The following is a 25,697-nucleotide window of genomic DNA, read 5'->3' as shown; positions in this document are numbered from 1 at the left end:
CTATCGGCTGGCTGCGGTGAGAAAAGAATCCAGCCGACGAACGTCAGCCAGGCCCCGCGCCAGACGCCGCCGTCCCCGCGCCGGTTGAGCTTCGCGCCGGCCGGCTGGCAGCCGCCATCTGCTAGACTGCGCGCCCTGTTTTCCGGAGGTAGCCATGACCCTGCTCAAGTTCGCCGATGTGTCCCTCGCCTACGGCACCACCCCGCTGCTGGACCAGGTGTCCTGGCAGATCGCGCGCGGCGAGCGGGTCTGCATCATCGGCCGCAACGGCACCGGCAAGTCCAGCATGATGAGCCTGGTCAAGGGCGCCCGGCAGCCCGACGACGGCGAGATCTGGCGGGCGCCGGGGCTGAAGATCGGCGAGCTGCCGCAGGAGCTGCCGCGCGCCGACGAGCGCACCGTGTTCGACGTGGTCGCCGAGGGGCTGGCCGGCGTCGGCGAGCTGCTCGCCGAGTACCACCACCTGAGCCTGAACATCCAGGGCGAGGCCGACCTGGAAAAGCTCATGCACGTGCAGCAGGCCCTGGAGGCGAAGGACGGCTGGCGCCTGCAGCAACTGGTCGACAGCACCCTGAGCCGCCTGCAACTGCCTGCCGACCGCACCCTGGCCGAACTCTCCGGCGGCTGGCGCCGACGCGTGCTGCTGGCCCAGGCGCTGGTCTCCGAGCCGGACCTGCTGTTGCTCGACGAGCCCACCAACCACCTGGACATCGGTGCCATCGCCTGGCTGGAAGATGCGCTCGCCGGCTTCAACGGCGCGGTGCTGTTCATCACCCACGACCGTGCCTTCCTGCAGAACCTGGCCACGCGCATCCTCGAGCTCGACCGCGGCCACCTGATCGACTGGAACGGCGACTACGCCAGCTTCCTGGTGCACAAGGAGCAGCAGCTGGCCGCCGAAGAGACCGCCAACGCGCTGTTCGACAAGAAGCTGGCCCAGGAGGAAGTGTGGATCCGCCAGGGCATCAAGGCGCGCCGCACCCGCAACGAGGGCCGCGTCCGCGCGCTCAAGGCGATGCGTGCCGAACGCAGCGAGCGCCGCGAGCGCCAGGGCAAGGCCAGCTTCCAGCTCGAGGCGGCGGAGAAGTCCGGCAAGCAGGTGATCGTCGCCGAGCACGTCGGCTTCGCCCATCCCGGCGGCGAGCCGCTGATCCGCGACTTCTCCATGGTGCTGCAGCGCGGCGACCGCATCGGCCTGCTCGGCGCCAACGGCTCGGGCAAGACCACGCTGCTCAAGCTGCTGCTCGGCGAGCTGCAGCCCAGCAGCGGCAGCATCCATGTGGGAACGAAGCTGGAAGTGGCGTATTTCGACCAATTGCGTCACCAGCTGGACCTGGAAAAGACCGTCATCGACAACCTCGCCGAGGGCCGCGAGTTCATCACCATCGATGGCCAGAACCGCCACGTGCTGAGCTACCTGGGCGACTTCCTGTTCAGCCCGCAGCGCGCACGCACGCCGGTCAAGGCGCTGTCCGGCGGCGAGCGGGCACGGCTCTTGCTGGCTCGCCTGTTCAGCAAGCCGGCCAACCTGCTGGTGCTCGACGAGCCGACCAACGATCTCGATGTGGAAACCCTCGAGCTGCTCGAGGAGGTGCTGCTCGGCTTCCAGGGCACCGTGCTGATGGTCAGCCACGACCGCGCCTTCCTCGACAACGTGGTCACCAGCACGCTGGTGTTCCAGGGCGACGGCGAGGTGCGCGAGTATGTCGGCGGCTACCAGGACTGGCTGCGCCAGGGCGGTTCGCCGAAGCTGCTGGGCGTGGCCGACGGCGCCGACAAGCCTGCCAGGGGCGGCGACAGCCCGGCCGCCGAAGCCGCCAAGCCGGCCGCCGTGGCGGTCGAGGCGCCGGCGAAGAAGAAGCTCAGCTACAAGCTGCAGCGCGAGCTGGAAGCACTGCCCGGCAAGATCGACGAGGTGGAGCAAGGCATCGCCGCGCTGCAGGCGCAGATTTCGGCGCCGGCGTTCTACCAGCAGCCTGCCGAGGTCACCGGCCAGGTGTTGGCGCGGCTCGAGGCGCTGCAGCAGGAACTCGATGGCCTCGTCGAGCGCTGGGCCGAACTGGAAGAATGAGGCGGGGTCGCCAAACGCCACAGAGGGTGGATGGCGAACTGATGGCAGCGTGAGTTGGGTCAATGTCGGCGCGGCCGGCGACCCTTAGCTTGCGTCGGTCGCAGTCACGATGATGGAGCATAGATGGCTATCGAATACCGTATCACCCTGGATGACCAGCACGATTTCAGCTACCGGATCGAACTGGATCGTGGCTACGACCCGCAGGCCGCGGCGCAGGCGCCGCAGTGGACGCGCCTGGAGCACCAGCGCTGTGCCAACTGCCCGCTGAGCCGCGAGCAGTACAGCCACTGCCCGGCGGCGGTGGACCTGCACCGCGTGATCGAGGACTTCCAGGGCCTGCCGGCCATCCAGAAGGCGCTGGTCTGGGTGCGCACGCCCGAGCGCGAATACACCAAGATGGTCGGCCTCGAGGAAGGGCTGCGTGCGCTGCTCGGGGTGATCATGGCGACCAGCGCCTGCCCGGTGCTGGCCCGTCTCAAGCCGATGGCCCAGCAGCACCTGCCGTTCGCCAACAACCGCGAGTTCGTCCTGCGCGCGGTGTCGCTGTACCTGGCGCGGCAATACTTCAACCTGCGCGAGGGGCGTCACGCCGACTGGGAGCTGCGCGGGCTGGTGCGCTCGTTCCAGCAGCTGCAACTGGTCAACCAGGCGTTCTGGCAGCGCATCCACGATACCTGCCAGGGCGACTCGAACCTCAAGGCCTTCCTGACCTTCTTTTCCATGGCATCGAGCCTGACCGTCTCGCTGGAAACCCAGCTGCAGAAGATCCGCCCGCTGGTGATGTCCGCAGGCGAGGAGCTGGAAATGACCTGAACCCCGCGCCCTCGCGGCGCGGGGCAGGGGTTCATTCCGGTTTGTTCAGGCGTACCGCCAGCACGTCGCAGGGCGCACCGTGGAGGATGTCGTTGGCTGTCGAGCCGAGCAGCAGCGCCAGGCCGTGGCGGCCGTGGCTGCCGACCACGATCAGGTCGCAGTGCTGTTCCTTGGCCAGGCGATGCACTTCCTGGCGCGGTTGGCCGTAGGCGACGTGGCGGTGCTCGGGCAGCAATCCCGGGTAGTTCTCGGCAAAGACATTCAGCCGGTCGCGGGCCTGCTCGAACTGCTGTTGCTGGAGCATCGACAGGTCCATCGGCACGTCACCGCCGAAGGCCATGGCCATGGGCTCGATGACGTGCACCAGCATCAGCTTGGCACCGCTGCTGGTGGCCAGGTCCTGCGCCCGCGCGACGACCGGATGGCACTCCTCGTGGAGGTCGGTGGCAACCAGTATGTTCTGGTAGGGCATGGTGATTCTCCTTGGCTTGCGTATTGGCAATTATGGTCGCCCGGATCGATGCGGGCAGGCTTTCGATGAGTGGTGCGGTTATACGAAGTTGATCCCCGTTGCGCCAGTGCCCCATGGTCGCGTGGCGCAACCGGCATGCCGCCGGGCTGCTATCATGCCGCACCTGTTTGCCCGGGCGTGTCCGCCGCTGCGAGAGATTGAATGGAGATATTTCACAACGACTACCTGCTGGCCTGGTCGCTGTACCTGGTCGCCGCGCTCGGTTGCCTGCTGGTCTGGTTCCGCGCCACGCGCTGGATGTGGCGCGGGCTGCGCGAGCCGCTGCGGTTGATTGTGGCCGTGCTGCTGTTCACGCCAACCATCGTCGAGCCGGAGAAGGAGCTGTTTGCCCCGGCGGTGGCGATCACCGCGATGGACATGCTGCTGGACGTCGGCAACAACGCCTGGCGCGCGGTGGCGGACCTCGCCGTCTACGGGCTGATCGCCCTGGCGCTCTACCTGCTGCTGGTGCTGGTGCGCTGGCCGCTCGAGCGCAAGGCCCGCCAGCGCCGGGCGGCGCGCGAGGGCGAGCGGCAGGAGGACGACCCGCGCACCCTGCGCGAGCGGCTCGAAGCGGACGAGACCGAGCGAGAGGCGCCGCGCGGCCGCTACCTGCGAACCGAACCCAGGCTGTAGAAAGCCGTCCCAGTCAGCGAAGCCCCCAGCGGAGTAGAGGCATGTGCGAGTTGCTTGGCATGAGCGCCAACGTTCCCACCGACGTCGTCTTCAGCCTGACCGGCCTGATGCAGCGGGGCGGGCGTACCGGCCCGCACCGTGATGGCTGGGGCGTGGCCTTCTATGAAGGGCGCGGCCTGCGGCTGTTCCAGGATCCGGTGGCCAGCTGCGACTCCGAGGTGGCGAAGATGCTGCAGCGCTACCAGATCAAGAGCGAGGTGGTCATCGGCCATATTCGCCACGCCAACGTCGGCACCGTCTCGCTGGCCAACACCCACCCGTTCAGCCGCGAGCTGTGGGGCCAGTACTGGTGCTTCGCCCATAACGGCCAGCTGGCCGACTTCTATCCGGCCGCCGGCTTCTATCGCCCGGTCGGCGAGACCGACAGCGAGGCGGCCTTCTGCGATCTGCTCAACCGGGTCCGCGCGGGCTTTCCCGAGCCGGTCGCCGCCGAGTCGCTGTTGCCGCTGTTCATCGAGGCCTGCGCCGAATACCGCACCCGCGGCGTGTTCAACTGCCTGCTGAGCAACGGCGAATGGCTGTTCAGCTTCTGCAGCACCAAGCTGGCGCAGATCACCCGCCAGGCGCCGTTCGGCCCGGCGCAACTGCGCGATACCGAACTCAAGGTCGACTTTCGCGCCGAGACCACACCGGACGACGTGGTGACCGTGCTGGCTACCGAGCCGCTCACCGATAACGAGCGCTGGGACTTGCACGCCCCGGGGCAGTGGAGCCTCTGGCGACTGGGGCAGTGCGTGGCCAGCGGCCAGGTGGAAGCATGCTGAGAAGCTACCTGCGCCTGGCGCTGTTCGCCCTCGGCCTGCTGGTCGGCGTGCAGGTGCCCGGGTTCCTCGAGGCCTACAGCCGCCATGTCGAGGCGCGCCGGCTGGAGGCCGAGCAGGCCTTGGGCGGTTTCCATGACACCGCGCGGCGCTTCTTCGACGGCGACCTGGCCGCTCTGGTCGCGCACTACCGCGAGAGCCAGGACCCGGTGATCCAGAGCGATGCGGCGAGCGTCGACCGGCTGGTGCAGCGGGCCAGCCTGCTGGAGCGCGAATGGCAGGCGATGCAGCGGCCCTGGTACGCCCGTGCCTGGCATGTGCTGCTGGGCGCCGAGCGCTCGTTGCGTGCGGAAGTCTGGCGCAGCTACGAATTCCGCGTGCTGCTTGCGCCGGATGCGGTGGCCTGGGGCATCGGTTCGGCGCTGCTGCTGGCCTGGCTGGTCGAGAGCCTGCTGCTGGCGCTGAGCTATCCGTTGCGCCCGCGGTCCAGGCGCCAGCGGGGCTATCGCTGAGCGGCCGTCACTTGGCGAGGAAGCGCATGCCGTCCTCGAGCCCGCCGAGGGTCAGCGGGTACATGCGGTCCTCGACCAGTTCGCGCACGATGCCGGTCGAGGCGGTGTAGCCCCAGGCGTCCTTCGGGTAGGGGTTGATCCAGACCAGCTTCTTGTACTTCTCCATGAAGCGCTGCATCCAGACGTAGCCGGCTTCCTCGTTCCAGTGCTCGACGCTGCCGCCGGCCTGGGTGATCTCGTAGGGCGCCATCGCCGCGTCGCCGACGAACACCACCTTGTAGTCCGGGCCGTACTTGTGCAGCAGGTCCAGCGTCGCGGTGCGCTCGGACATGCGGCGGAAGTTGTTCTTCCACACCGATTCATAGATGAAGTTGTGGAAGTAGAAGAACTCGAGGTTCTTGAACTCCGTGCGACAGGCCGAGAACAGCTCCTCGCAGACCTTGACGTGGGCATCCATCGAGCCGCCGATGTCCATCAGCAGCAGCAGCTTGACCGCGTTGCGCCGCTCCGGGCGCATCTGGATGTTCAGCAGGCCGGCGTCACGCGCGGTGTGGTCGATGGTGCCGTCGATGTCCAGCTCGTCGTGCGCGCCTTCACGGGCGAATTTGCGCAGGCGGCGCAGGGCGATCTTGATGTTGCGCGTGCCCAGCTCGACCTGGTCGTCGAGGTTCTTGTACTCGCGCTGGTCCCAGACCTTGACCGCCTTGCCCTGGCGCTTGCCGGCATCGCCGACGCGGATGCCCTCGGGGTTGTAGCCGCCGGAGCCGAACGGGCTGGTACCGCCGGTGCCGATCCACTTGTTGCCGCCGGCGTGGCGCTCCTTCTGCTCCTCGAGGCGCTTCTTGAATTCCTCGATCAGCTTGTCCAGGCCGCCGAGCGACTGGATCTGCGCGCGTTCCTCGTCGCTGAGGTGGCGCTCGAATTCCTTGCGCAGCCAGTCCTCGGGAATCAGCGCCTCGAGATGCCGGTCGAGATTCTCCAGGCCCTTGAAGTAGGCACCGAACGCCCGGTCGAACTTGTCGAAGTGGCGCTCGTCCTTGACCATCACCGTGCGCGCCAGGAAGTAGAACTCGTCCATGTCGGCGAACACCACGCGGTGCTTGAGCGCCTCGATCAGGTCGAGCAGTTCGCGCAGCGAGACCGGAACCTTGGCGGCGCGCATTTCGTTGAACAGGCCAAGCAGCATGGACTACACCTCGGGCGTGCCGGCGGTGGCACGGGCATTCAAGTTAGCGATCGGCATTGTGTTGCGGCAGGGCGTCATCGATCTCGTACCAGCTCGCCTTGGAGTCGACGAAGATGTGCTCCTGCGGCGGCGGTGGCAGCGCCGAGTCGAGGGTGCCGGCGGCGACGCCCAACTGGTGCTCGCGGTTGTCGACGAACTGCAGGTTCGAGCCGCAGCGGATGCAGAAGGTACGGGTGACATGGTCGGAGGAGTGATACACGCCCAGCTGGTCCTTGCCGGAGAGAAAGTGGAAGGCCTCCAGCGGAACGCTCGCGTAGCTGGCGAAGGCGGTGCCATGCGCCTTGCGGCACATCTTGCAGTGACAGTGGGTCAGTGCGTCGATCGGCGCGTCGATGCGATAGCGCACGACGCCGCACAGGCAGCTTCCGGTATGCGTTTGCATGGCTTCTCTCCAGTTCGGCGGTGATCACGGCAGGGCGACGGCAAAGCCGCATCTTCTGTGACGTTAGCCGAGGCGCCGCCAGCCGGCGAACCCCGTGCCGGCCGCGCCGACGACAGGCGCTCAGCGGCTGGCGCGCCGGCTCATGAAGGCCAGGCGCTCGAGCAGCATCACGTCCTGCTCGTTCTTCACCAGGGCGCCGGCCAAGGGCGGGATCGCCCGGGTCGGGTCGCGCTCGCGCAGCACCGCCTCGCCGATCTCGTCGGCCATCAGCAGCTTCAGCCAGTCGACCAGTTCGCTGGTGGAAGGCTTCTTCTTCAGGCCGGGCACCTTGCGCACGTCGAAGAAGATGTCCAGCGCCTCGGACACCAGCGACTGCTTGATGCCGGGGTAGTGCACGTCGACGATCCTCTGCAGCGTCTCGCGATCCGGGAAGGCGATGTAGTGGAAGAAGCAGCGGCGCAGGAACGCGTCGGGCAGCTCCTTCTCGTTGTTCGAGGTGATGATGATGATCGGCCGCTGCCTGGCCTTGATCGTCTCGTTGGTCTCGTAGACGTAGAACTCCATCTTGTCGAGTTCCTGCAGCAGGTCGTTGGGAAACTCGATGTCGGCCTTGTCGATCTCGTCGATCAGCAGGATCACCCGCTGCTCGGCCTCGAAGGCCTCCCACAGCTTGCCCTTCTTGATGTAGTTCTTCACGTCGTGGACCTTGTCCACGCCCAGCTGCGAATCGCGCAGGCGACTGACCGCGTCGTATTCGTAGAGGCCCTGGTGGGCCTTGGTGGTGGACTTGATGTGCCAGGTGATGAGCTTGGCGCCGAAGGACTCGGCCAGCTGCTCGGCGAGCATGGTCTTGCCGGTGCCCGGCTCGCCCTTGACCAGCAGCGGGCGCTGCAGGGTGATGGCGGCGTTGACGGCGAGCTTGAGGTCGTCGGTGGCGACGTAGGACTGGGTACCTTCGAATTTCATCGCGGATTCCTTGGGCCGGCCTGGCACGCAGGCGTGGGTTTGCAACAGGGGCTCGACTATAAGGGAAGGGCGGCTGGCTGTGAACGCGAGACCGTCATTCAGTCACTGAATGATCGAGTCGAGCGATTCGGGCCGCGTTCGCTCAGTCCCCCTCGTCCAGCGAGCGCTCGAAACGTGGGGTGAAGGCTTCGACGAAGGCATTGCGCAGCACGGCGATAAAGGCCTGGAAGGGGCTCATGTCGGCCGACTGGGTGCTGCCGGAGAGCTCGATGCGGGTGGCGAACTGGTCCTTGCGCTGGTTCTGCAGGACTTCCTGCCCGCCGCCGACCACCGCCTCCCACAAGGCCTGGAAGAAGCCGCGGTCGTCGTTCTCCACGTCCTGCTCCAGGTCGAACACGTCGACATCGTGCAGGAGCGGCTTGATATACCCATCGAGCTTGCCGTCATTGGCCTCGACCTCCATCACCAGGTCGGCGCTGCCGCCGGCGAAGTCGAACTTGCCGTAGGCCTGGCTGAAGTCGTTGAGCTGGGTAAGGGCGACGCCGGTGGTGCGCAGGCTCAGCTCGAAGTCCTGCCAGTCGGTGAAGGGATCGAAGCGGGCGCTGGCCTCGATGGGGTCGCGGTTGAACAGCTTGCCGGTGCCCTCGAAGGTGGCCACGCGCTTGCCGTCCTCGTCGCGGGTGTTGGTCAGGTTGTACAGCGAGGCGTCGATGTCGCTGGCATAGACGTGCACCTGCGGGTCGGCATTGAAGTTGCGAAACGACAGCTGACCGTCGATCACGCGGATCTCGTTTAGGGTGAAGGGCAGCAGTTCGTCGAGCATGTCGCGCCAGTCCACGCCTTCGCCGCGCTGCGATTCGCCGCCCTTGCCGCCGTCGACGAAGTTGAGCTGCGGCTGCTCGAACTCCACCTCGCCGACGATCGCCCGATCCTGCCAGAGCGCGCGCCAGCTGACCGCGATGTCGATGCCGGGGGCCTTGAACAGCGGCGCCTGCACGCGCTTGCCCTTCTTCTCGATCAGCAGGCCTTCGACCCGGTAGGCGCCGCGCCACCAGGCCAGGTCGACATCTTCCACCTGGCCGCGGTAGTCGCCCATGTCGGCCATGCGCTGGTTGAGGTAGTTGCGCACGTAGGGCGGTAGGGCCAGGTGCACGGCCAGGAGCAGCAGGGCGACGGCGGCAAGCAGCCAGAAGGGCAGGTAGCGGCGTTTCATCGGAGCGATCCGCAGCACAAGGTTCCCTCGATGGACCGCGCCCGGCGGCATCGAGTTCGGCTGGACGCCCGTGCGGACTGGGCATAGGCTTTCGGCCTGGTTTCACGTCACGCAGGGATACCCCGATGAGCCGCATCTACGCAGACAACGCACGTTCGATCGGCAATACGCCGCTGGTCATGATCAACCGCCTCGGACCCAAGGGCGTGAGCATCATGGCCAAGACCGAGGGTCGCAACCCCGCCTATTCGGTCAAGTGCCGCGTCGGTGCCGGGATGATCTGGGACGCCGAGGAGAGCGGCCGGCTCAAGCCGGGCATGACCATCGTCGAGCCGACCTCCGGCAATACCGGCATCGGCCTGGCGTTCGTCGCCGCGGCGCGCGGCTACAAGCTGATGCTGACCATGCCGGCCTCGATGAGCCTGGAGCGACGCAAGGTACTCAAGGCGCTCGGTGCCGAGCTGGTGCTCACCGAACCGGCCAAGGGCATGAAGGGCGCCATCGAGAAGGCCACCGAGATCGCCGAGTCGGACCCGGCGCGCTATTTCCTGCCGCAGCAGTTCGACAACCCGTCCAACCCGGCCATCCACGAGAAGACCACCGGTCCGGAGATCTGGAACGACACCGACGGCGGCATCGACGTGCTGGTCGCCGGCGTGGGCACCGGCGGCACGCTGACCGGCGTCTCGCGCTACATCAAGCACACCCGTGGCAAGCAGATCCTCAGCGTCGCGGTCGAGCCGAGCGGCTCGCCAGTGATCAGCCAGACGCTGGCCGGCGAGGCGCTCAAGCCCAGCCCGCACAAGATCCAGGGCATCGGCGCCGGCTTCGTGCCGAAGAACCTCGACCTGTCGCTGGTCGATCGCGTCGAGCTGATCGAGGACGAGCAGGCCAAGCAGATGGCGCTACGCCTGATGCGCGAGGAGGGCATCCTCTGCGGCATCTCCGGCGGTGCGGCGATGGCGGCGGCGGTTCGCCTGGCCGAGCGGCCGGAAATGCAGGGCAAGAACATCGTGGTGATCCTGCCCGACTCGGGCGAGCGCTACCTGTCGACCATGCTCTTCGCCGACTTGTTCAGCGACCAGGAACTGGTGCAGTAGGGGCGCCGCGGGCGTTGCCCGCGGCGCATGGTCCCCGATCCGCTGGAGTTACCCATGGCGAGGCAATGGCCCGCTGCCGAGATCGCGCGGCAGATCCTGCTTGGCTTCGACGACTACCGCGAACAGTTCCGGCTGATCACCGAGGGCGCGCGTGAGCGTTTCGAGCGGGCGCAGTGGCAGGAGGCCCAGCGTGCCTCGGCCGAGCGTATCCACCTGTACGAGAAGAAGGTCGCCGAGACGCGCCAGCGCCTGCTGGCCGCCTTCGTCGGCGAAACGCTGCTTCAGGTCGAGCGCTGGCCGCAGGTCAAGAGCGCCTATATCGAGCTGATCGACCCGCGCTTCGACGACGAGCTGTCGGAGACCTGGTACAACTCGATCTTCTGCAGCCTTTTCAGCCACGACTGCATCAGCGACGGCACCATGTTCATCCATACCACCCGGCCCTCGGTCGCCGGGCGTGAGCGTGTCGCGCAGACGCGCAGCTACCGGCCGCAGGGCGACCTGGCCGGCACCCTCGAACACATCCTCGACGACTATGCCTTCGGCGTGCCCTACCTCGACCGCGCGGCGGACGTGCGCCACCTGCAGGCGCAGTTGTGCGAGTCGCTGCCCGACTGGGTCTGCAAGGACCCGGAACTGACCGTCGAACTCTTCGCCTCGGTGCTCTATCGCAACAAGGGCGCCTACCTGATCGGGCGGATCTTCACCCTGGACGAGCAGTGGCCGCTGGCGATCCCGCTGATCCACCGCGAGGGCGAGGGCATCATCGCCGACGGCGCAATCACCGACGAGGCGGAAGTCTCGATCATCTTCTCCTTCACCCGTTCCTACTTCATGGTCGAGGTGCCGGTGCCGGCGGAGTTCATCGGCCTGCTGCGGCGCATCCTGCCGGGCAAGCACATCGCCGAACTGTACACCTCGATCGGCTTCTACCGGCACGGCAAGTCCGAGTTCTATCGCGCGCTGATCGGCCACCTGGCCAGCAGCGACGATCGCTTCGTCATGGCCCCCGGGGTGCGCGGGATGGTGATGAGCGTGTTCACGCTGCCGGGTTTCAGCACGGTGTTCAAGGTCATCAAGGATCGCTTCTCGCCGACCAAGACCGTCGACCATGCGACCGTCATCGAGAAGTACCGGCTGGTCAAGAGCGTGGACCGGGTCGGGCGCATGGCCGATACCCTGGAGTTTGCCGACTTCCGCTTCCCCAAGGCACGGTTCGAGCCGGAGTGCCTGGCCGAGCTGCTCGAGGTCGCGCCTTCGACCGTCGAGGTCCAGGGCGACAGCGTGCTGGTGCGCCACTGCTGGACGGAGCGGCGCATGACGCCGCTGAACATCTACCTGGAGCACGCCAGCGAGGAGCAGCGGCGCGAGGTGCTCGACGACTATGGCCTGGCGATCAAGCAGCTGGCCGCGGCGAACATCTTCCCCGGCGACATGCTGCTGAAGAACTTCGGCGTGACCCGCCACGGACGGGTGGTGTTCTACGACTACGACGAGATCTGCTTTCTCACCGAGGTGAATTTCCGCCATATCCCCGAGCCACGCTACCCGGAGGACGAGCTGGCCTCGGAGCCCTGGTATTCGGTCGGGCCCAACGATGTCTTCCCCGAGGAGTTCCCGCGCTTCCTGTTCGCTGACGCCAAGCTGCGCCGGCTGTTCGCGCAATTGCATGGCGAACTCTACGACGCCGACTACTGGAAGGGCCTGCAGGAGGCGATTCGCGCGGGCAAGGTGATCGACGTGTTCCCCTATCGGCGGCGCAACGACCGCCAGTAGGGCTGGGTGAACGCCGCAGCCGCGTGCCGGTCGCACTTGATAGGGCCGGCCAAGCCACGGCGACGCAACCGCCGAGCGGCGGGAAGGGAGGCAGGCGATCCGGCGGAACTTGGATTATGCTCGGTATGAAGCCAGCTCGGCTGTGCTGTGACCCGTTTCAGCAGGAGGGTTCCACCATGAAAGCAAGGCTCAACTACTTGATGTGGCGCTTGGCGGTTGCCCTCGGGCTGGCCGAGCCGCCGCGGATACAGCCGATCCGCGTGCGTGCCGAGCGCGCCGACGCCGGGCGACCGCGCCGGCGCTGAGTTCGGCGCACTTCAGGGAACCGGCGAACCGCCGCGCTCGACCGCCCGCTGGTAGGCCGGGCGCGCGCGGATGCGCTGCAGGTAGCTCATCAGCCGGGGCCGGCTTTCGTCCAGGCCGGCGCGGGTCGCAGCTGCCTCGATGGGATAGCTCAGCTGGATGTCGGCGGCGCTGAAACTGTCGCCGACGAACCACTGTGTCTTGTCCAACTCCGCTTCCAGATAGTCCAGGTGCAAGCGCAGCTGCGGGCCGATGAACGCCTGGTTGGCCTTGGCTGCGATGGCGCGGGCGATCGGCCGCACGAAGAACGGCATGGGCGCGCTGGCCACGCGATCGAACACCAGCTTGAGCAGCAGCGGCGGCATCGCCGAGCCTTCGGCATAGTGCAGCCAGTAGCGGTAGCGCAGGTACTCGGGCGTCCCCGGCGCCGGGCGCAGCCGCCCGTCGCCGTGGGTGTCGAGCAGGTACTCGAGTATCGCGGCGGATTCGGCGACGACTTGCTCGCCATCCTCGATGACCGGCGACTTGCCCAGCGGATGCACGGCCTTGAGTTCGTCGGGCGCGAGCAGGGTCTGCGGGTCGCGCGGGTAGCGCTTGAGCGTGTAGGGCGCGCCAAGCTCTTCGAGCAGCCAGAGCACGCGGTGGGAGCGCGAGTGCTCCAGGTGATGCACGGTGATCATGGGAGTGTCCTTCTGCGGTCGGCGGCAGCAAGCTTAGTCGCTCTGCCGCAGGCTGCCCGCTTGTGGCAGACTGCGCCGCCCGAGGTGAAGCCATGCCACGACCATCCTGTTCCCGCTGCCAGCGCCCCCTGGCGCAGTGCCTCTGCCCGCTGATTCCTTCGCTGGACAGCCGCGCACAGGTGCTCATCCTGCAGCACCCGAGCGAGGCCGGGCATGCGCTGAACACCGCGCGGCTGGCGGCGCTGGGCCTGCGCAACGCGCAGCTTTGCATCGGCGAGCGCTTCGCCGAGCCCGTCGATGGCCTGGTGGGCGACTATCTGCTGTTCCCTGGTGACGATGCCTTGAGCCTGACCGAGCTGGCGGCCAGCGAGCGGCCGCTGCGGCTGATCGTGCCCGATGGCACCTGGCGCAAGGCGCGCAAGCTGCTGCATGTGAACCCCTGGCTGGCGGCCCTGCCACGGGTGGCCCTGCCGCCGGGGCTGACTTCACGCTACCGCTTGCGCAAGGCTCCGGCCGAGGGCGCGCTTTCGACGATCGAAGCGCTGGTCACTGCGCTGAACGCGCTGGAGGACACCCGGCGCTTCGATGCGTTGCTGCGCCCGTTCGAAGCCCTGATCGACGGGCAGATCGCGGCGATGGGCGAGCAGACCTACCGGCGCAACCATGCCACAGGCGAGGCGCTGGCTCAGCGTTCGCGCAGCGCCTCGTAGCGGGCCTTGAGGACCGGCTTGAGCATGTAGTCGAGCACGCTCTTGTGGCCGGTGATGATGTCCACGGTGGCGACCATGCCGGGGATGATCACCAGCGGGTGGTCCTTGGTGCCGAGGTAGTTCCTGTCGGTGCGCACCTGGATCAGATAGAAGCTGCGGCCATCCTTGTCGGTGATGGTATCGGCGCTGATCAGCTCGAGTTTCGCGGTGAGGCCGCCATAGATGGTGTAGTCGTAGGCGGTGAACTTCACCATGGCGCGCTGGCCGGGGTGCAGGAAGGCGATGTCCTGCGGGCGGACCCTGGCCTCGACCAGCAGGTTGTCCTCCAGCGGCACGATCTCCAGCAGGTTGCTGCCCGGCTGCACCACGCCGCCGATGGTGTTGACGTTCAGCTGCTTGACCACGCCATGTACCGGGGACATCACCGTGGTGCGGCTGACGCGGTCCTGGATCGCCACGCTGGTGGCGGTGACCTTCTGCAGGTGGGTGCGCGCCTCGTTCAGCTCCTTGACCGCCTGGGCGCGGAAGGCCAGTTCAGATTGCTCGATCCGGCTCTGGATCTCCTTGGCCGCCGCCTCGGCCCGCGGCAGCGCCAGGGTGGTCGCATCCAGCGCGCCGCGCACCTCCACCATGCTGCGGCGCAGCCTGAGGATCTCCACCTCCGACACCGCGCCGGCGGCCACCAGCGGGCTCGACATGTTCAGCTCCTGCTGGATCAGCCCGAGGCTGGAGCGGTACTGCTGCTGCTTGGAGCGGAACTCGGCGACTTCCTGCTGCTTCTGCGCCAGCTGCTCGCGCAGGATCCGCTGCTCGCTCTGCAGTTGTTGCTGGCGCGACTGGTACAGCGCCATCTGGTCCTCGGCCAGCTGCGGTTCGTTGCGCGTGATCGTTTCGGAGAGCACCAGCGGCCTGCCTTCGGCTTCGGCGGCGAGCCGCTCGACATGCGCGAGCAGGGCCAGGCGCTCGACCTCCGACTCCTCCTGGTTGGAGACGAAGCGCGTGTCGTCCAGGCGCAGCAGGATGTCGCCCTTGTTCACCACCTGGCCTTCGCGCACGAAGATCTCGGCGACGATGCCGCCCTCCAGGTTCTGGATCGTCTGGACCTTGCTCGAGGGGATGGCCTTGCCCTCGCCGGTGGTGACTTCCTCGAGCACGGCGAAATGCGCCCAGGTCAGGGTCGCGGCGAGCAGCAGTGCCACCAGCCACACCGTCAGCCGCGTCATCCACGGCGAATCCTCGAGGATCGCGCCCTGCAGGGCGGGCATGTACTCGGTGTCCTCCCGGGTGCGGGCGGTGCGGGCGAAGTAGATCCACGGGAAAAGCGTCATGTCGGGACTCCGCAAACCAACGAATGACTGCGCCTGGCGCCTGCGTCGCTCATACCGAGGCCTGGCCGATGTGGCCCTTGCGCAGCGCCTCGACCACCGCGTCCTTCGGCCCGTCGGCGACCACGCGGCCGTTGTCCAGCACCACCAGGCGCTCCACCAGGCTGAGCATGGACATGCGATGGGTGATCAGCAGCACCGTCTTGCCTTTGCTCCAGTTCTGCAGGTGCAGGCGCAGGGCATCCTCGGTGCTGTTGTCCATCGCGCTGGTCGGCTCGTCGAGCAAGAGGATCGGCGGGTCGAGCAGCAACGCGCGGGCCATCAGCACCAGTTGGCGCTGGCCGCCGGAAAGCAGTTGGCCGCGCTCGCCAACCGGGCGGTCGAAGCCCAGCGGATGCTGGCGCGCCAACTGGTGCGCACCGGTCAGCTTGGCCATTTCCAGCATGCGCTCGTCCGAGACGTAGCGCGCACCGAGGGTCAGGTTGTCGCGCAGGCTGCCGGCCAGCAGTGGCATGTCATGGGAGACATAGCCGATCTGGCTGCGCAGGTCGGCGACGTCGATCTGCCGCAGGTCCAGCCCGTCCAGCAGGATCTGGCCCTCGTCGGGCGTGTGCAGGCCCATGATCAGCCGCGCCAGGGTGCTCTTGCCCGAGCCACTGCGCCCGATGATCGCGACCCGCTCGCCAGGCGCGATATGCAGGTTGATGCCGCGCAGCGACGGCGTGCCGAGCCCGGGGTAGGTGAAGGTGAGCTGGCTGATGTCCAGCGCGCCTTTCAACCGGGTGCGCTCCAGCGGACGCTGGTGCTCCCGGCGCTCCTGCGGCAGGGCCATCAGCGCGTCGGTGCTCTTCATCGTCAGCCGCGCCTGCTGCAGGCGGGTGATCAGGCTGGCGATCTGTCCCAGCGGCGAGAGCACGCGGCTGCCGAGCATGTAGCAGGCCACCAGGGCGCCGACGCTGAGTTCGCCGGCGATGATCAGGTAGACGCCGCCGACGATGGTCGCCATGCCGGCGAACTGCTGCAGGAACAGCGTGCCGTTGATGGCGACCGCCGAGAGCAGGCGCGCATGGCTGTCGAGCCGGGTGAGGGCGCCATGGGTGCTTTCCCAGCGATGCTGGCGCTCGCTTTCGGCGCCGCAGACCTTGAGGGTTTCCAGGCCGCCGAGGGTTTCCACCAGCAGCGCCTGGCGTTCGGCGGCCAGGGCCAGGCTCTTCTGCACGGTGTCGCGCAGGCGGGTCTGGATGATGAAGGCGAACAGGGCGGTGATCGGGAACGCCAGCAGCGGAATCACCACCAGCCAGCTGCCGATCAGGCCGATCACGAGGATGATCAACAGGGCGAACGGCAGGTCGATCAGGCTGGTGAGCGTCACCGCGGTAAGGAAGTCGCGCAGGCCCTGGAAGTCGTGGATGCTTTGCGCGAAGCCACCGACGGTGGCTGGCCGTGCGCTCATGTTCATTCCGGTGATGCGTTCGAACAGGGTGGCCGAAAGCACCATGTCGGTCTTCTTGCCGGCGCTGTCGAGCAGATGCGAGCGCAGCACGCGCAACAGCAGTTCGAACGAGGTACCGATGAACAGGCCGATGGCCAGCACCCAGAGCGTGGCGGTGGCCTGGTTGGGCACCACGCGGTCGTAGGTCTGCATGACGAACAGCGGGACCATCAGGCCGAGGATGTTGACCAGCAGCGAGGCCAGCATCGCGTCGGCATAGAGCCAGCGCGACAGCTTCAGGGTGTCGCGGAACCACGCGTGCACCCGCGGCAGCAGCGGGTTGCGGGTTTCCTCCAGCGTATGCCGCGGCCGGGCGAAGAAGGCCTGGCCGCTGTACTCGGCCTGCAATGCGGCGACATCGACCCATTGCTCGCCGCCATCGGTCTCGCAAGGCAGGATCAGCGCCTGGTTGTCGTCGCCCCACTTGCTGAGCACCGCGCTGCGGCCGTCGCGTAGCAACAGCAGCACCGGCAGATTGAGCGCGGAGATCGAACCCAGCTCGCGCTTGAGCACGCGCCCCTGCAACCCCGCTCGCGCCGCGGCGCGAGCCAGCAGGGCCGGTGACAGGCGTTGCTCGGGCATGGGCAGGCCAGCGCTCAGGCTGGCCCGACTGGCGATGCAACCGTGCTGCTTGCAGAGGATCAGCAGGCCGTCCAGCAGCGGATCGTCATGGCTGAGCCTCGGGTCGCTCGTCGGGGCGACCCGCTCCATCGTCGTCAAATTGCACGCTCCAGGCGATCAGCGAAGATCCGGCAGTTGCGCCTCGCTTCTCACTTCCGTGAGAGCGGTGGCTTCGGCTGGAACCACGACGTTCTTCATGCGCAGCAGATCGCCCATCGAGGCCATCACGCGGTACATCGAGTATTCCTCGGTGTAGCGCACCTCGGTGTAGCGGCGGTTGGCAGTGAACAGTTCGTTCTCGCTGTCCAGCAGGTCGAGCAGGGTGCGCTGGCCCAGGCCGAACTGTTGCTGGTAGGCCTCGCGGACGTTGCTGGTGTAATCGGCGTACTCGCGCGCCTTGGGCGTCTGCAGGCGGGCGTTCTCCATGGCGTTCCAGGCCAGCGAGAGGTTCTCGTTCAGCTGGCGCAGGGCGTTGTTGCGGATGTCCATGGCCTGGTTGATCTGGTGCGAGGTCGCGCGCAGCCGGGCCTTGTCACGGTTGCCGTTGAACAGGTTGTAGTTCATCACCACGGCCGCCCGCCACTTGTTGTAGTGACCTTCCTCGCCGCTGATGTTGTCGTTTGCCATGGTCGCCAGCTCGACGTCGAAGCGCGGGTAGAACGGTGACTTGGCGATCTCGTACTGCTTCTCCGCGGCATTCACGTCGGCTTGCGCGGATTTCAGGTAGGGGTTGTTCTCGACCACGCGCTGCCGTGCATCCAGCAGGTTGGCCGGCATCTCGCCCTTCAGCGAGGCGGGGGTTTCCAGCTCGTCAGGCAGGCGCCCGACGACACTGACGAAGTTGGCCTCGGCATCGGCCAGGTTTACCTGTTCGGTGTACAGGTTGTTCTCGGCCAAGGCCCGACGGGCTTCGGACTGATCCGCATCGGCGGTGCTGCCGACGCCGCGCTGGCGGCGCAGGCCGATCTGGTCGTTGATGCGCAGGTGCGCCTTCAGGTTGTTTTCCGCCAGGGCGACCATCTCGCGGCGCTTGAGCACTTCCAGGTACACCTGCGCGGTGCGCAGCGCCAGGCTTTCGGTGGTGCCCAGCACCTGGTAGGCACGGGCATTGACGACTGCCTCGGTGCGGTCGACCTCGTTCGGCGTGTTGAAGCCGTCGAACAGCATCTGCCGCAGGCGCAGCTCCGCGTTGCGCGCATTCAGTGTCTCGGAGTGATCGCCGCCTACGCGTGTGGTCGGGCTGTCGGTGTTCTCGCGGCCGTAGGCCAGCAACAGGTCGACGGTGGGCAGGTAGCCGCCCTTGGCCATCTTGGCCTGCTCATCGGCCGTCAGCCGGCTGTTGATGTCCGCGCGCAGTTCCGGGTGGTTGGTGAGGGTGCTCTGAATGGCCTCGGTAAGGTTCATCGCCTGTGCCTGAGTGCCGACCATGGCAATCAGCATCGCGCTCCAGAGAGGGGTCATCTTGTGCATTTCCGGGCCCTACCTTGTTGGTTGGTTAACGGTTGGCATTCATAGCGAAAACAAATAACGACCGACTGCCGTTGGCATTAATTCTTTCTATTCTTTTTTGAGTATAAGCAGAGCTATCCAGGCAACCGATATAAAAATTTTGCCCTTGAAACCACGATTTGATAGCCACTTGATATTCAGTGTAGGCCCCGTGGCGTGGGGTTTTAATTGATTATTGTCAGTGTCTGGCGCTTTTTTGTGGGGTAGCGTGAAAGCCTGAAAACCGCTGCTACGGTATTAATTAAGGCGACCTCTGATAGTTGCATCGAGGCCGTGTCTGTTTAGTTGTTTGATAGATCAAAACTATAAAAAACACCGTTCTGAAAGCAGATTGCCACTAGTTGCCGGTTGCGGCGGCTGGTGCTTTAGCCGCGAAGGCGATTCGGAGGAAACATGGCCAAGTTGATCGGTACCGTCAGGCAGGTAGTAGGCGATGCGTTCGTTGTCGGCGAGGACGGCGTGCGGCGGCTGCTTATCGAAGGGGATCGCTTGTATGCCGGTGAACGGGTAATCACCAGCGCGGGCGGCGCGGTGGATATCGACCTGGTCGGTAGCGGTGAGCTGATGCTCGGTCGTGACTCCGACCTGTTGCTCGACGAGCAACTGCTGGCGGCAGGAAGCGGCGGCGGGCCCGCGCCCGAGCCCACCGCGGCAACTGCCGCCGAACTGGCCGACGCCGAGGCCCTGCAACGCGCCATCGCCGCAGGCGAAGACCCCACCCAGATCGCACCGGCCACCGCTGCGGGGCCGGGGGGCGGCACGGGCGGCGCCGCTGGCGGCGGGATCTCCTTCGTGATGCTGAACGAGGTGGGCGGGGCCATCGACCCGAGCATCGGCTTTCCCACCGCGGGGCTGGGCAACGTTCCGGAATTCCCGGAGCCGGATGTGGTGCGGGCCGAGGAAACGCCGGAACCGGTCGACGGAGTCCCGCTGGCCATCGATGACCTGCTGGGTATCGGTGAAGACACCCCGAGCGTGGTCGGTAACGTGCTGAGCAACGACCAGCCTGGTAGCGACGGCGGCATCCGCGTGGTGACCGTAGGCGCCAGCGCCGGCGCCTATGGCCAGCTGACCCTGAATGCCGATGGCAGCTTCACCTATGTGCTCAATAATGGCCTGCCCGCGGTCCAGGCGCTGGACGACGGCGAAACGCTGACCGAGACCTTCAGCTACACCATCCAGGACGCCGACGGCGATCCTTCGACGGCGACGCTGACCATCACCATCACCGGCAGCAACGACGCTCCCACACTGAGTCTCGGACCTACCGATAGCTTCGCCGACGAAGCCGGGCTGAGCGGCGGCTCGGCGGCGGCCGGCAACGGCGAGTTCGCCTCCGGCAGCTTCACCCTGGGCGACAGCGACGGCCTGGACGACCTGCAGAGCGTGACCATCAACGGCAAGACCGTGGCCATCGCCAGCCTGCAGGGCGAGACTTTCGCCGGTGACCACGGCACCCTGACCATCACCGGCTACGACAGCACGACCGGCGTGGTCAGCTACCAGTACCAGCTGACCAGCCCGACCACCGACGTGCCCGACCGTCCAGCGCGACCCTGACCATCACCATCACCGGCAACAACGACGGCCCGACGCTGAGCGTGGTCGGCGCGACGGTTTCCGAAACGGGGCTGCCGTTTGGCTCCGATCCCACCAGCTACAGCGAATTCGGCTATGGCACCTTCACGCTGGGCGACGTGGATGGGCTGGACGACATCAAGACCGTCACGATCAACTCCACGGTGGTCGATATCGCCAACCTGATCGGCAGTACCTTTGCCGGTGCCTACGGCATGCTGACCATCCTCGGCTACGACAGCACGACCGGCGTGGTCAGCTACCAGTACCAACTGACCGATGCCACCGAGGACCTGGCAGGGACGGAGAGCGACACCTTCTCGGTCAGCGTCTCGGATGGCCTGGCCAGTGCCTCGAGCGACCTGGTCATCGGCGTGCTGGACGACCTGCCGACGCTGGGCAGCTTCGTCAACGCGGTCATCCCCAACGAGGTCGGCTCGGTGAACGGGACGTTCAGCGTCGTGCCGGGTGCCGATGGCCTGGCTCCGTTCCAGATCACCGGTCCGGTGCTCAGCGGCATTACCTACCAGACGGTCTCGAGCTTCGATGGCGATGGCAACCTGGTCAGCACCACCCTGACGGCGCTGTCGGATGCCAGCGAAACCGTGTTCACGCTGACGGTGTATGCCAACGGCACCTATAGCTTCAACCTCGTCCAGCCGGAGGCGTCGACGCAGCTGACCTACTCGTTGACCAACCTGGCAGCCGGGCACTCCCCGTACTTTGCCGAAACACCGGATGGCAAGATCGAGTTCAGCAGCACCTCGGGTGCGATCAACTCGTCGGTTCAGGGGTTCGGTATCGACAACCAGTTCTTCAGCCTCGGCGAGAATTTCACCATGGAGTTCCACGAGATCGGCTCGGTCGGTGATGCGCCGGCTGGCACCGATTACCGGCTGGTGGACAAGGTGACGCTCGGCATCAACCAGGTCAGCGGCTCCCTGTTGGTCACCTGGGTGGCCACCAACACCATCACCAACCAGACGCAGAGCGGCACGGTGAGCATCGGCTCGACCAGCACGATGATCGAGATCGATCCGACCATCAGCTTCAACCAGCTGACCTTCACCGGCACGTCGGGCGATGGCCGAGTTCGCTTCTCCAACACGACCATCGACACGACGCTGCTGCCCAGCGACCAGCAACTGGCATTCGACGTGGTGGCGGTGGACGGCGATGGCGACCTCAGCGCGACCTCCACGCTGAACGTGCATGTCGTGGCGGAGGACACCACGACCACCTTCGTGCTCGATGGCACAACGGCCGATGACGTGATTGCCGGCAGCAGCCTGGTCGACACCATCAACGGCGGCATGGGCTTCGATATCGTCGACTACAGCGACGACACCACCGGCATCGCTGCCAGCCTGGCGGCCGGCGGGGTGGGCGTGGGTATCGGCACCCTTGGCACGGCCGCGGGCGACAGCTACACAGGCATCGAAGGGTTCATCGGCGGTTCCGGCAACGACAGCCTGGTCGGCGATGAGTCCGACAACTACCTGGCCGGCGGTGCTGGCGACGACACCCTGGTCGGCGGCGACGGCAATGACCTGCTGGTCGGCGGGCTGGGCGACGATGTGCTGGTCGGTGGCGCAGGCGATGATGTACTGATCGGCGGGGCCGGTGCCGACTCGCTCGACGGCGGCACCGGCATGGATATCGCCGACTACAGTGCCGACGAGGTCGGTGTCACGGTGAACCTGGCGACCGGAGTAGGGATCGGCGGTCTGGCCGACGGCGACAGCTATGTCGACATCGAAGGAGTCACCGGCGGCAGCGGCGACGACCTGCTGACCGGTGATGCGCAGGCCAACTACCTGGATGGCGGAGCCGGTGACGACACGCTGCTCGGCGGCGGCGGCGACGATATCCTGATTGGCGGCCTGGGCGACGACAGCATGACCGGCGGCGCCGGCCGGGACACCTTCGTCTGGCGCATGGGCGACAATGGCAGCGACACCATCACCGACTTCCACATCGATCCCGATGGCGCGACGTCGGACGTGCTCGACCTGTCGGAGCTGCTGGTAGGCGTGGATTCCGACGGCGCCACATTGGACAGCTACCTGACCTTCGCCTTCGGCGATAGCACCACCATCTCGGTCAGCGTCACGCCCGGCGGAGCGCCGGTGCAGGACATTACCCTGGCCGGCGTGGACCTGGCGCAGCTGTACGGCACCACCAACGAGGCGGCGGTAATCGACAGCCTGATCGCCGACAACGCCCTGAAGGTCGACAACACCTGATCGGGGTAGCCTGGACCCGCCGCCCGCAACGGCGGCGGGTTCGTTCATCCGGGGGAAACTGCATGCTCTATATCGAGCGCAATCGGGACGGGCGGCTCCTGCGGGTCGAGGCGGAGCCCTTCGAAGGCATGACCGGCACCATGCTGGCCGACAGCGAGGAAGCCCAGGACTGGCTCGCGGCCAGCAACGACGAGCATGCGCAGCGGGTCGGCTTGCAGGCTTCCGACCTGGAGATGGTGCGGGTACTGGAGGACCTCATCGGCGTGCTGATCGAGCGTGGCGTCATCCGCTTCACCGATCTGCCGGCAGCGGCGCAACGCAAGCTGCGCGCGCGCGAGCAGAAACGCGCACGCCTCGGCGGTCTGATGGGCTTGCTTGGCGACGACGACGAGCCGCGCTTGCTCTAGTTACCTTTGGCGCCGCTGGCCGCGACCCTGCGAAGTTGCCACGCACCCGGCCGGGGCCGCGCGGCGCCGTGCCGGCGGTCGATGACGCCGCTCAGTAATCAGGCGCCGGCTGCGGCGCACCTACCGCATGCCCCATCACGCCAACCACCCCCAGCGCGGCCAGCGTCGTGCGCTCGGCCTCGGTTTCCACCATCTCGGCGATCAGCGGTACTTCGATGCTGTGGGTGGTTCGGTAGAGCGCCTCGATGAACAGGCGCTTGTCCTCGTCCTGGTCGATGCCGCGGACGTAGGTGCCGTCGATCTTCAGGTGGACGAATCCGAGGTGGGCCAGGTGGGTGAGCCTGCTGAAGTCGCCGCCGAAGTGCTGCAGGCCGACGTGCGCTCCGGTAGCTCGCAGGGCCTGGCTGCTCTGCTGCAGGACGGTGCTGGTCGGCAGGTGGCGCGCATCCAGCTCGAGGTAGAGGTAGCCGGCCTGCTGGCTGTTGTCGCGCAGCAACTGGACGATGCGGTCGAGCGTGCCGGTGTCGCGTAGCGTCGTGCTGGAAAGGCTGACGGCCACCGCGGCCGGGTGGCTTCGCAGATGCTCGATGGCACGCTCGAGCATCAGCAGGTCGAAGCGGGCCGCCCAACCCAGCCGTTCAACCCAGGGCAGGAAGCGCCCGGCGGTCAGCAGCTCGCCACCCGCGGCCGGCAGGCGCGCGAGCAGCTTGTGATGGAGGACCTGGCCGGGGTCGGAGGCCCGCACCACCGGCTGGACGAAGACCGCCAGGGTCCGGCGCTGGAAAGCCTCGTCAAGCATCTGGTACCAGTCGTGTTCGCTGTGTGCGACGGGATGCTGGTGGCTGAATTCCTGCCAGTTCGGCGCGCTGCCGTTCTGCGCCAGCGCCAGGGCCTGGTCGGCCCGCTCCAGCACCTCGCCCGAGGTTTCGCCGACACCGAATTCGGTGAGGCCGATATAGGCGACCGGCTCGCTGTCGCTCGCGCCGGTGGGGCGCAGGGTTTCCAGCTCGGCGCTCAGCTCCTCGGCCAGCTCGCCAGCCTGTGCTTCGTGCAGCCCCGGGGCGAGCAGCAGGAAATCGCTGCCGCGGCTGCGACCGGCCAGCCAGTCGGGCTGCCCGCGCTCACGCTGAAGACGTCGCAGCAGGTCGCCGATCGCCCCGATCAGCCGGTCGCTGTACTGGCTGCCGAGGCGCTGGTTGAGGCCATGCAGGTCGTTGATGCGGATCAGGACCAGGTAGCCGCTGCCGTGGTGCTCCGCCGGGCTCAGCAGGGTGGCCAGGCGCTGGCCCAGCAGACGGCGGTTGGCCAGGCCGGTGAGGTCGTCCTGGTAGGCCTGCTGGTGCAGCTTCTCGCTGCGTGCCGCTTCCTCGGCGAACAGCCCCTGCAACTTGGCGACCATCTGGTTCATCGCCAGGACCACGCGGCGCAGTTCCGGGGTGCGCGGCAGCTCGGGCAGGATGACGAATTCGCGCCGGCTGATGGCATGCGCCTGCTCGACCATGCGATCGAGCGGCTTGAGCTGGCGTCGCAGCAGCCAACCGCCGAGCAGGGCACTCAGCAGGCCGCAGCCCAGCAGCCAGAAGAGGATGGCCATGGTGCTGTCCCAGACCTTGGCCAGCGCGAATTCGGGGTGGCTGACCACCTCGACCCGCGCCGCCTGTTCCCAGCCGCGCATGATCAGCGCGTCGCCGCCCTGCGCCGGCAGGTCCACCAGCGCGGCGAACCAGCCCGGCACCTGTTCGCTGGCGATGTTGCTGGTGCGTTCGACGATCGGCTGCTCGTCGCTGATCGACACCACGCGAATGCTGCTGAAGTAGCCGCTGTCGAAGATCGAGTTGACCAGCAGTTCGAGCATCACCGGGTCGTCCACGTGCGGCGTCATCGACAGGGCCAGCGCGGTGGCCGCGTCCTGGGCGTGGGAGCGAAGCTGGCTGATCGATTGTTCGCGTGAATGCTCGACGCTGGCGAAGAAGCTTCCCGCAAAGGCCACCACCAGAAACAGGCAGATGGCGAGAAATAGCTGCTTGAGTAACGACATAGGTCCCCCTAGCCCTCACCGACGACGAATCCCTCTGCCCGCATCCTTTGCAAGACGTCCTGCCAGCGTGACAGCCTTTTGCTATCTCCGCTACGTTTGCCGCCACCGGCGCCCGGGATGTACAGGCCTTCGGCATTGAAGGCGTAGACCGGCAGCAGGTCGCGGCGCTGCGAGGCAGGGCGGATGATGCCGTCGATATTGTCCAGTACCAGCGGGTCGGCGCCGGGCGTCGCGTAGTAGGTCAGCACCATATGCGCCTGATTCAGCCGCAGCGCCTTGACATAGGTAATGCGCAGCCGATCGCTGGGCACGCCCAACCGGCGCAGGGTGAAGTACTTGGCCAGCGCATAGTCCTCGCAGTCGCCGGCGCCGCGGATCAGCGACTCGGCGGGGGTGGCCCAGTAGTCCTCCTGCGCCCAGACGCGGACGTCATCGCTGAAGCGGACGTGGCGGTTGAAGAAGCGGTTGACCTCGGCCAACTGCTCGAGCTCGGACAGCCCGCCGCCCTGCTGCAGCAAGGCCTGCCAGGCCTCGATGCGCGGCAGGGCGCCGTCGAGCGGGCCGTAGCGCTTTTCCAGGGTGGGGTAGATGCGGGCGAAGTCCCAGCGCTGCCAGCCGGTGGAGCGTGCCAGGTCCCAGGCCGACGTGCTCAGCAGGATGAGCAGCAGGCACATCGACCCGCGGCGGTGGCGGCTTGCACGACCAGGGTGCAACAACTGCATGGGCGGCTCTCCATAG

23 protein-coding genes are annotated in these 25,697 nt (G+C 66.8%); 12 read left to right on the top strand and 11 right to left on the bottom strand.

Going from position 1 to position 25,697, the window contains the following annotated elements; genetic code table 11:
* Positions 1-154 precede the first annotated feature (154 nt).
* A complete protein-coding gene (locus tag L3N39_RS18535) occupies positions 155-2,071 on the top strand; it encodes an ATP-binding cassette domain-containing protein (RefSeq protein ID WP_237258895.1) in 1,917 nt (638 codons plus the stop codon).
* A gap of 123 nt (positions 2,072-2,194) precedes the next feature.
* Positions 2,195-2,887 (top strand): DUF6901 family protein, encoded by a 693-nt coding sequence (locus L3N39_RS18530; protein ID WP_237258894.1) that lies wholly within the window; start codon positions 2,195-2,197, stop codon positions 2,885-2,887.
* Between the two features lie 31 nt (positions 2,888-2,918).
* On the opposite strand, the gene L3N39_RS18525 is transcribed toward L3N39_RS18530, so the two are convergent.
* Complete coding sequence (locus L3N39_RS18525; RefSeq protein WP_237258893.1) at positions 2,919-3,359, bottom strand: universal stress protein; 441 nt, start codon at positions 3,357-3,359, stop codon at positions 2,919-2,921.
* A gap of 201 nt (positions 3,360-3,560) precedes the next feature.
* Between L3N39_RS18525 and L3N39_RS18520 the strand changes: the two genes are divergently transcribed.
* From L3N39_RS18520 to L3N39_RS18510, 3 genes are read left to right on the top strand one after another with little or no spacing between them, the layout of a single operon-like run.
* The gene (locus L3N39_RS18520) at positions 3,561-4,034 is read left to right on the top strand and encodes an MFS transporter (protein WP_237258892.1); all 474 of its coding nucleotides are present in this window, start codon (positions 3,561-3,563) and stop codon (positions 4,032-4,034) included.
* Positions 4,035-4,075: 41 nt separating this feature from the next.
* Positions 4,076-4,858, top strand: coding sequence for a class II glutamine amidotransferase (locus L3N39_RS18515; protein ID WP_237258891.1), 783 nt, complete (start codon positions 4,076-4,078; stop codon positions 4,856-4,858).
* On the top strand, positions 4,852-5,367 hold the full coding sequence (locus L3N39_RS18510) for a DUF2937 family protein (RefSeq protein WP_237258890.1): 516 nt from the start codon (positions 4,852-4,854) through the stop codon (positions 5,365-5,367). The genes L3N39_RS18515 and L3N39_RS18510 overlap by 7 nt, the downstream gene beginning before the upstream one ends.
* Before the next feature lie 7 nt (positions 5,368-5,374).
* On the opposite strand, the gene L3N39_RS18505 is transcribed toward L3N39_RS18510, so the two are convergent.
* The 4 genes from L3N39_RS18505 to L3N39_RS18490 all read right to left on the bottom strand — a co-directional run bounded on the left by L3N39_RS18505 (position 5,375) and on the right by L3N39_RS18490 (position 9,174).
* A complete protein-coding gene (locus tag L3N39_RS18505) occupies positions 5,375-6,553 on the bottom strand; it encodes a vWA domain-containing protein (RefSeq protein WP_237258889.1) in 1,179 nt (392 codons plus the stop codon).
* Between the two features lie 43 nt (positions 6,554-6,596).
* Positions 6,597-6,995: a GFA family protein gene (locus L3N39_RS18500; RefSeq protein WP_237258888.1), complete on the bottom strand. Its 399-nt coding sequence runs from the start codon at positions 6,993-6,995 to the stop codon at positions 6,597-6,599.
* A 120-nt stretch (positions 6,996-7,115) separates the two neighbouring features.
* Positions 7,116-7,961 carry an AAA family ATPase gene (locus tag L3N39_RS18495; protein WP_237258887.1) on the bottom strand — a complete coding sequence of 282 codons (846 nt, stop codon included), beginning with the start codon at positions 7,959-7,961 and terminating at the stop codon, positions 7,116-7,118.
* 142 nt (positions 7,962-8,103) lie between these two features.
* Positions 8,104-9,174, bottom strand: a complete 1,071-nt coding sequence (locus tag L3N39_RS18490; RefSeq protein WP_237258886.1) for a DUF748 domain-containing protein — start codon at positions 9,172-9,174, stop codon at positions 8,104-8,106.
* A 125-nt stretch (positions 9,175-9,299) separates the two neighbouring features.
* Here L3N39_RS18490 and cysK point away from each other — a divergent pair, with 125 nt between their 5' ends.
* The 3 genes from cysK (at position 9,300) to L3N39_RS18920 (ending at position 12,355) form a co-directional block, all read left to right on the top strand.
* Positions 9,300-10,274, top strand: a complete 975-nt coding sequence (gene cysK, locus L3N39_RS18485) for a cysteine synthase A (RefSeq protein WP_237258885.1) — start codon at positions 9,300-9,302, stop codon at positions 10,272-10,274.
* Positions 10,275-10,328: 54 nt separating this feature from the next.
* Entirely contained in the window at positions 10,329-12,050 is a 1,722-nt protein-coding gene (gene aceK, locus L3N39_RS18480; protein WP_237258884.1) for a bifunctional isocitrate dehydrogenase kinase/phosphatase, read from the top strand.
* 176 nt (positions 12,051-12,226) lie between these two features.
* The gene (locus L3N39_RS18920) at positions 12,227-12,355 is read left to right on the top strand and encodes a PA1414 family protein (RefSeq protein ID WP_284691956.1); all 129 of its coding nucleotides are present in this window, start codon (positions 12,227-12,229) and stop codon (positions 12,353-12,355) included.
* Positions 12,356-12,367: 12 nt separating this feature from the next.
* On the opposite strand, the gene L3N39_RS18475 is transcribed toward L3N39_RS18920, so the two are convergent.
* Positions 12,368-13,033: a glutathione S-transferase gene (locus L3N39_RS18475; protein ID WP_237258883.1), complete on the bottom strand. Its 666-nt coding sequence runs from the start codon at positions 13,031-13,033 to the stop codon at positions 12,368-12,370.
* A gap of 92 nt (positions 13,034-13,125) precedes the next feature.
* Here L3N39_RS18475 and L3N39_RS18470 point away from each other — a divergent pair, with 92 nt between their 5' ends.
* Positions 13,126-13,743 carry a tRNA-uridine aminocarboxypropyltransferase gene (locus L3N39_RS18470; RefSeq protein WP_237258882.1) on the top strand — a complete coding sequence of 206 codons (618 nt, stop codon included), beginning with the start codon at positions 13,126-13,128 and terminating at the stop codon, positions 13,741-13,743.
* Here the strand turns inward: L3N39_RS18470 and L3N39_RS18465 are convergent.
* Genes L3N39_RS18465 through L3N39_RS18455 form a run of 3 tightly spaced genes read right to left on the bottom strand, consistent with a single transcriptional unit; the run spans position 13,719 to position 18,651 of the window.
* Positions 13,719-15,071, bottom strand: a complete 1,353-nt coding sequence (locus L3N39_RS18465; RefSeq protein ID WP_237258881.1) for an HlyD family type I secretion periplasmic adaptor subunit — start codon at positions 15,069-15,071, stop codon at positions 13,719-13,721. The two genes, L3N39_RS18470 and L3N39_RS18465, sit on opposite strands and share 25 nt — an antisense overlap.
* A gap of 49 nt (positions 15,072-15,120) precedes the next feature.
* Positions 15,121-17,271: a type I secretion system permease/ATPase gene (locus tag L3N39_RS18460; protein WP_237258937.1), complete on the bottom strand. Its 2,151-nt coding sequence runs from the start codon at positions 17,269-17,271 to the stop codon at positions 15,121-15,123.
* 27 nt (positions 17,272-17,298) lie between these two features.
* Positions 17,299-18,651: a TolC family outer membrane protein gene (locus L3N39_RS18455; protein ID WP_237258880.1), complete on the bottom strand. Its 1,353-nt coding sequence runs from the start codon at positions 18,649-18,651 to the stop codon at positions 17,299-17,301.
* Positions 18,652-19,083: 432 nt separating this feature from the next.
* Here L3N39_RS18455 and L3N39_RS18450 point away from each other — a divergent pair, with 432 nt between their 5' ends.
* From L3N39_RS18450 to L3N39_RS18440, 3 genes are all read left to right on the top strand, one after another.
* On the top strand, positions 19,084-20,250 hold the full coding sequence (locus L3N39_RS18450) for a retention module-containing protein (protein WP_237258879.1): 1,167 nt from the start codon (positions 19,084-19,086) through the stop codon (positions 20,248-20,250).
* A 41-nt stretch (positions 20,251-20,291) separates the two neighbouring features.
* Positions 20,292-22,514, top strand: coding sequence for a type I secretion C-terminal target domain-containing protein (locus L3N39_RS18930; protein ID WP_237258878.1), 2,223 nt, complete (start codon positions 20,292-20,294; stop codon positions 22,512-22,514).
* A 62-nt stretch (positions 22,515-22,576) separates the two neighbouring features.
* Positions 22,577-22,921: a tryptophan synthase subunit beta gene (locus L3N39_RS18440; protein WP_237258877.1), complete on the top strand. Its 345-nt coding sequence runs from the start codon at positions 22,577-22,579 to the stop codon at positions 22,919-22,921.
* A gap of 91 nt (positions 22,922-23,012) precedes the next feature.
* Here the strand turns inward: L3N39_RS18440 and L3N39_RS18435 are convergent, their stop codons facing one another.
* Entirely contained in the window at positions 23,013-24,959 is a 1,947-nt protein-coding gene (locus L3N39_RS18435) for a bifunctional diguanylate cyclase/phosphodiesterase (protein WP_237258876.1), read from the bottom strand.
* An 8-nt stretch (positions 24,960-24,967) separates the two neighbouring features.
* Positions 24,968-25,681, bottom strand: a complete 714-nt coding sequence (lapG, locus tag L3N39_RS18430) for a cysteine protease LapG (RefSeq protein WP_237258875.1) — start codon at positions 25,679-25,681, stop codon at positions 24,968-24,970.
* Between the last annotated feature and the right edge of the window lie 16 nt (positions 25,682-25,697).

It is taken from the genome of Pseudomonas oligotrophica, from assembly GCF_021726475.1.
GTDB classification, from domain to species: domain Bacteria; phylum Pseudomonadota; class Gammaproteobacteria; order Pseudomonadales; family Pseudomonadaceae; genus Stutzerimonas; species Stutzerimonas oligotrophica.
This window is presented reverse-complemented; position numbering and strand designations above follow the sequence as displayed.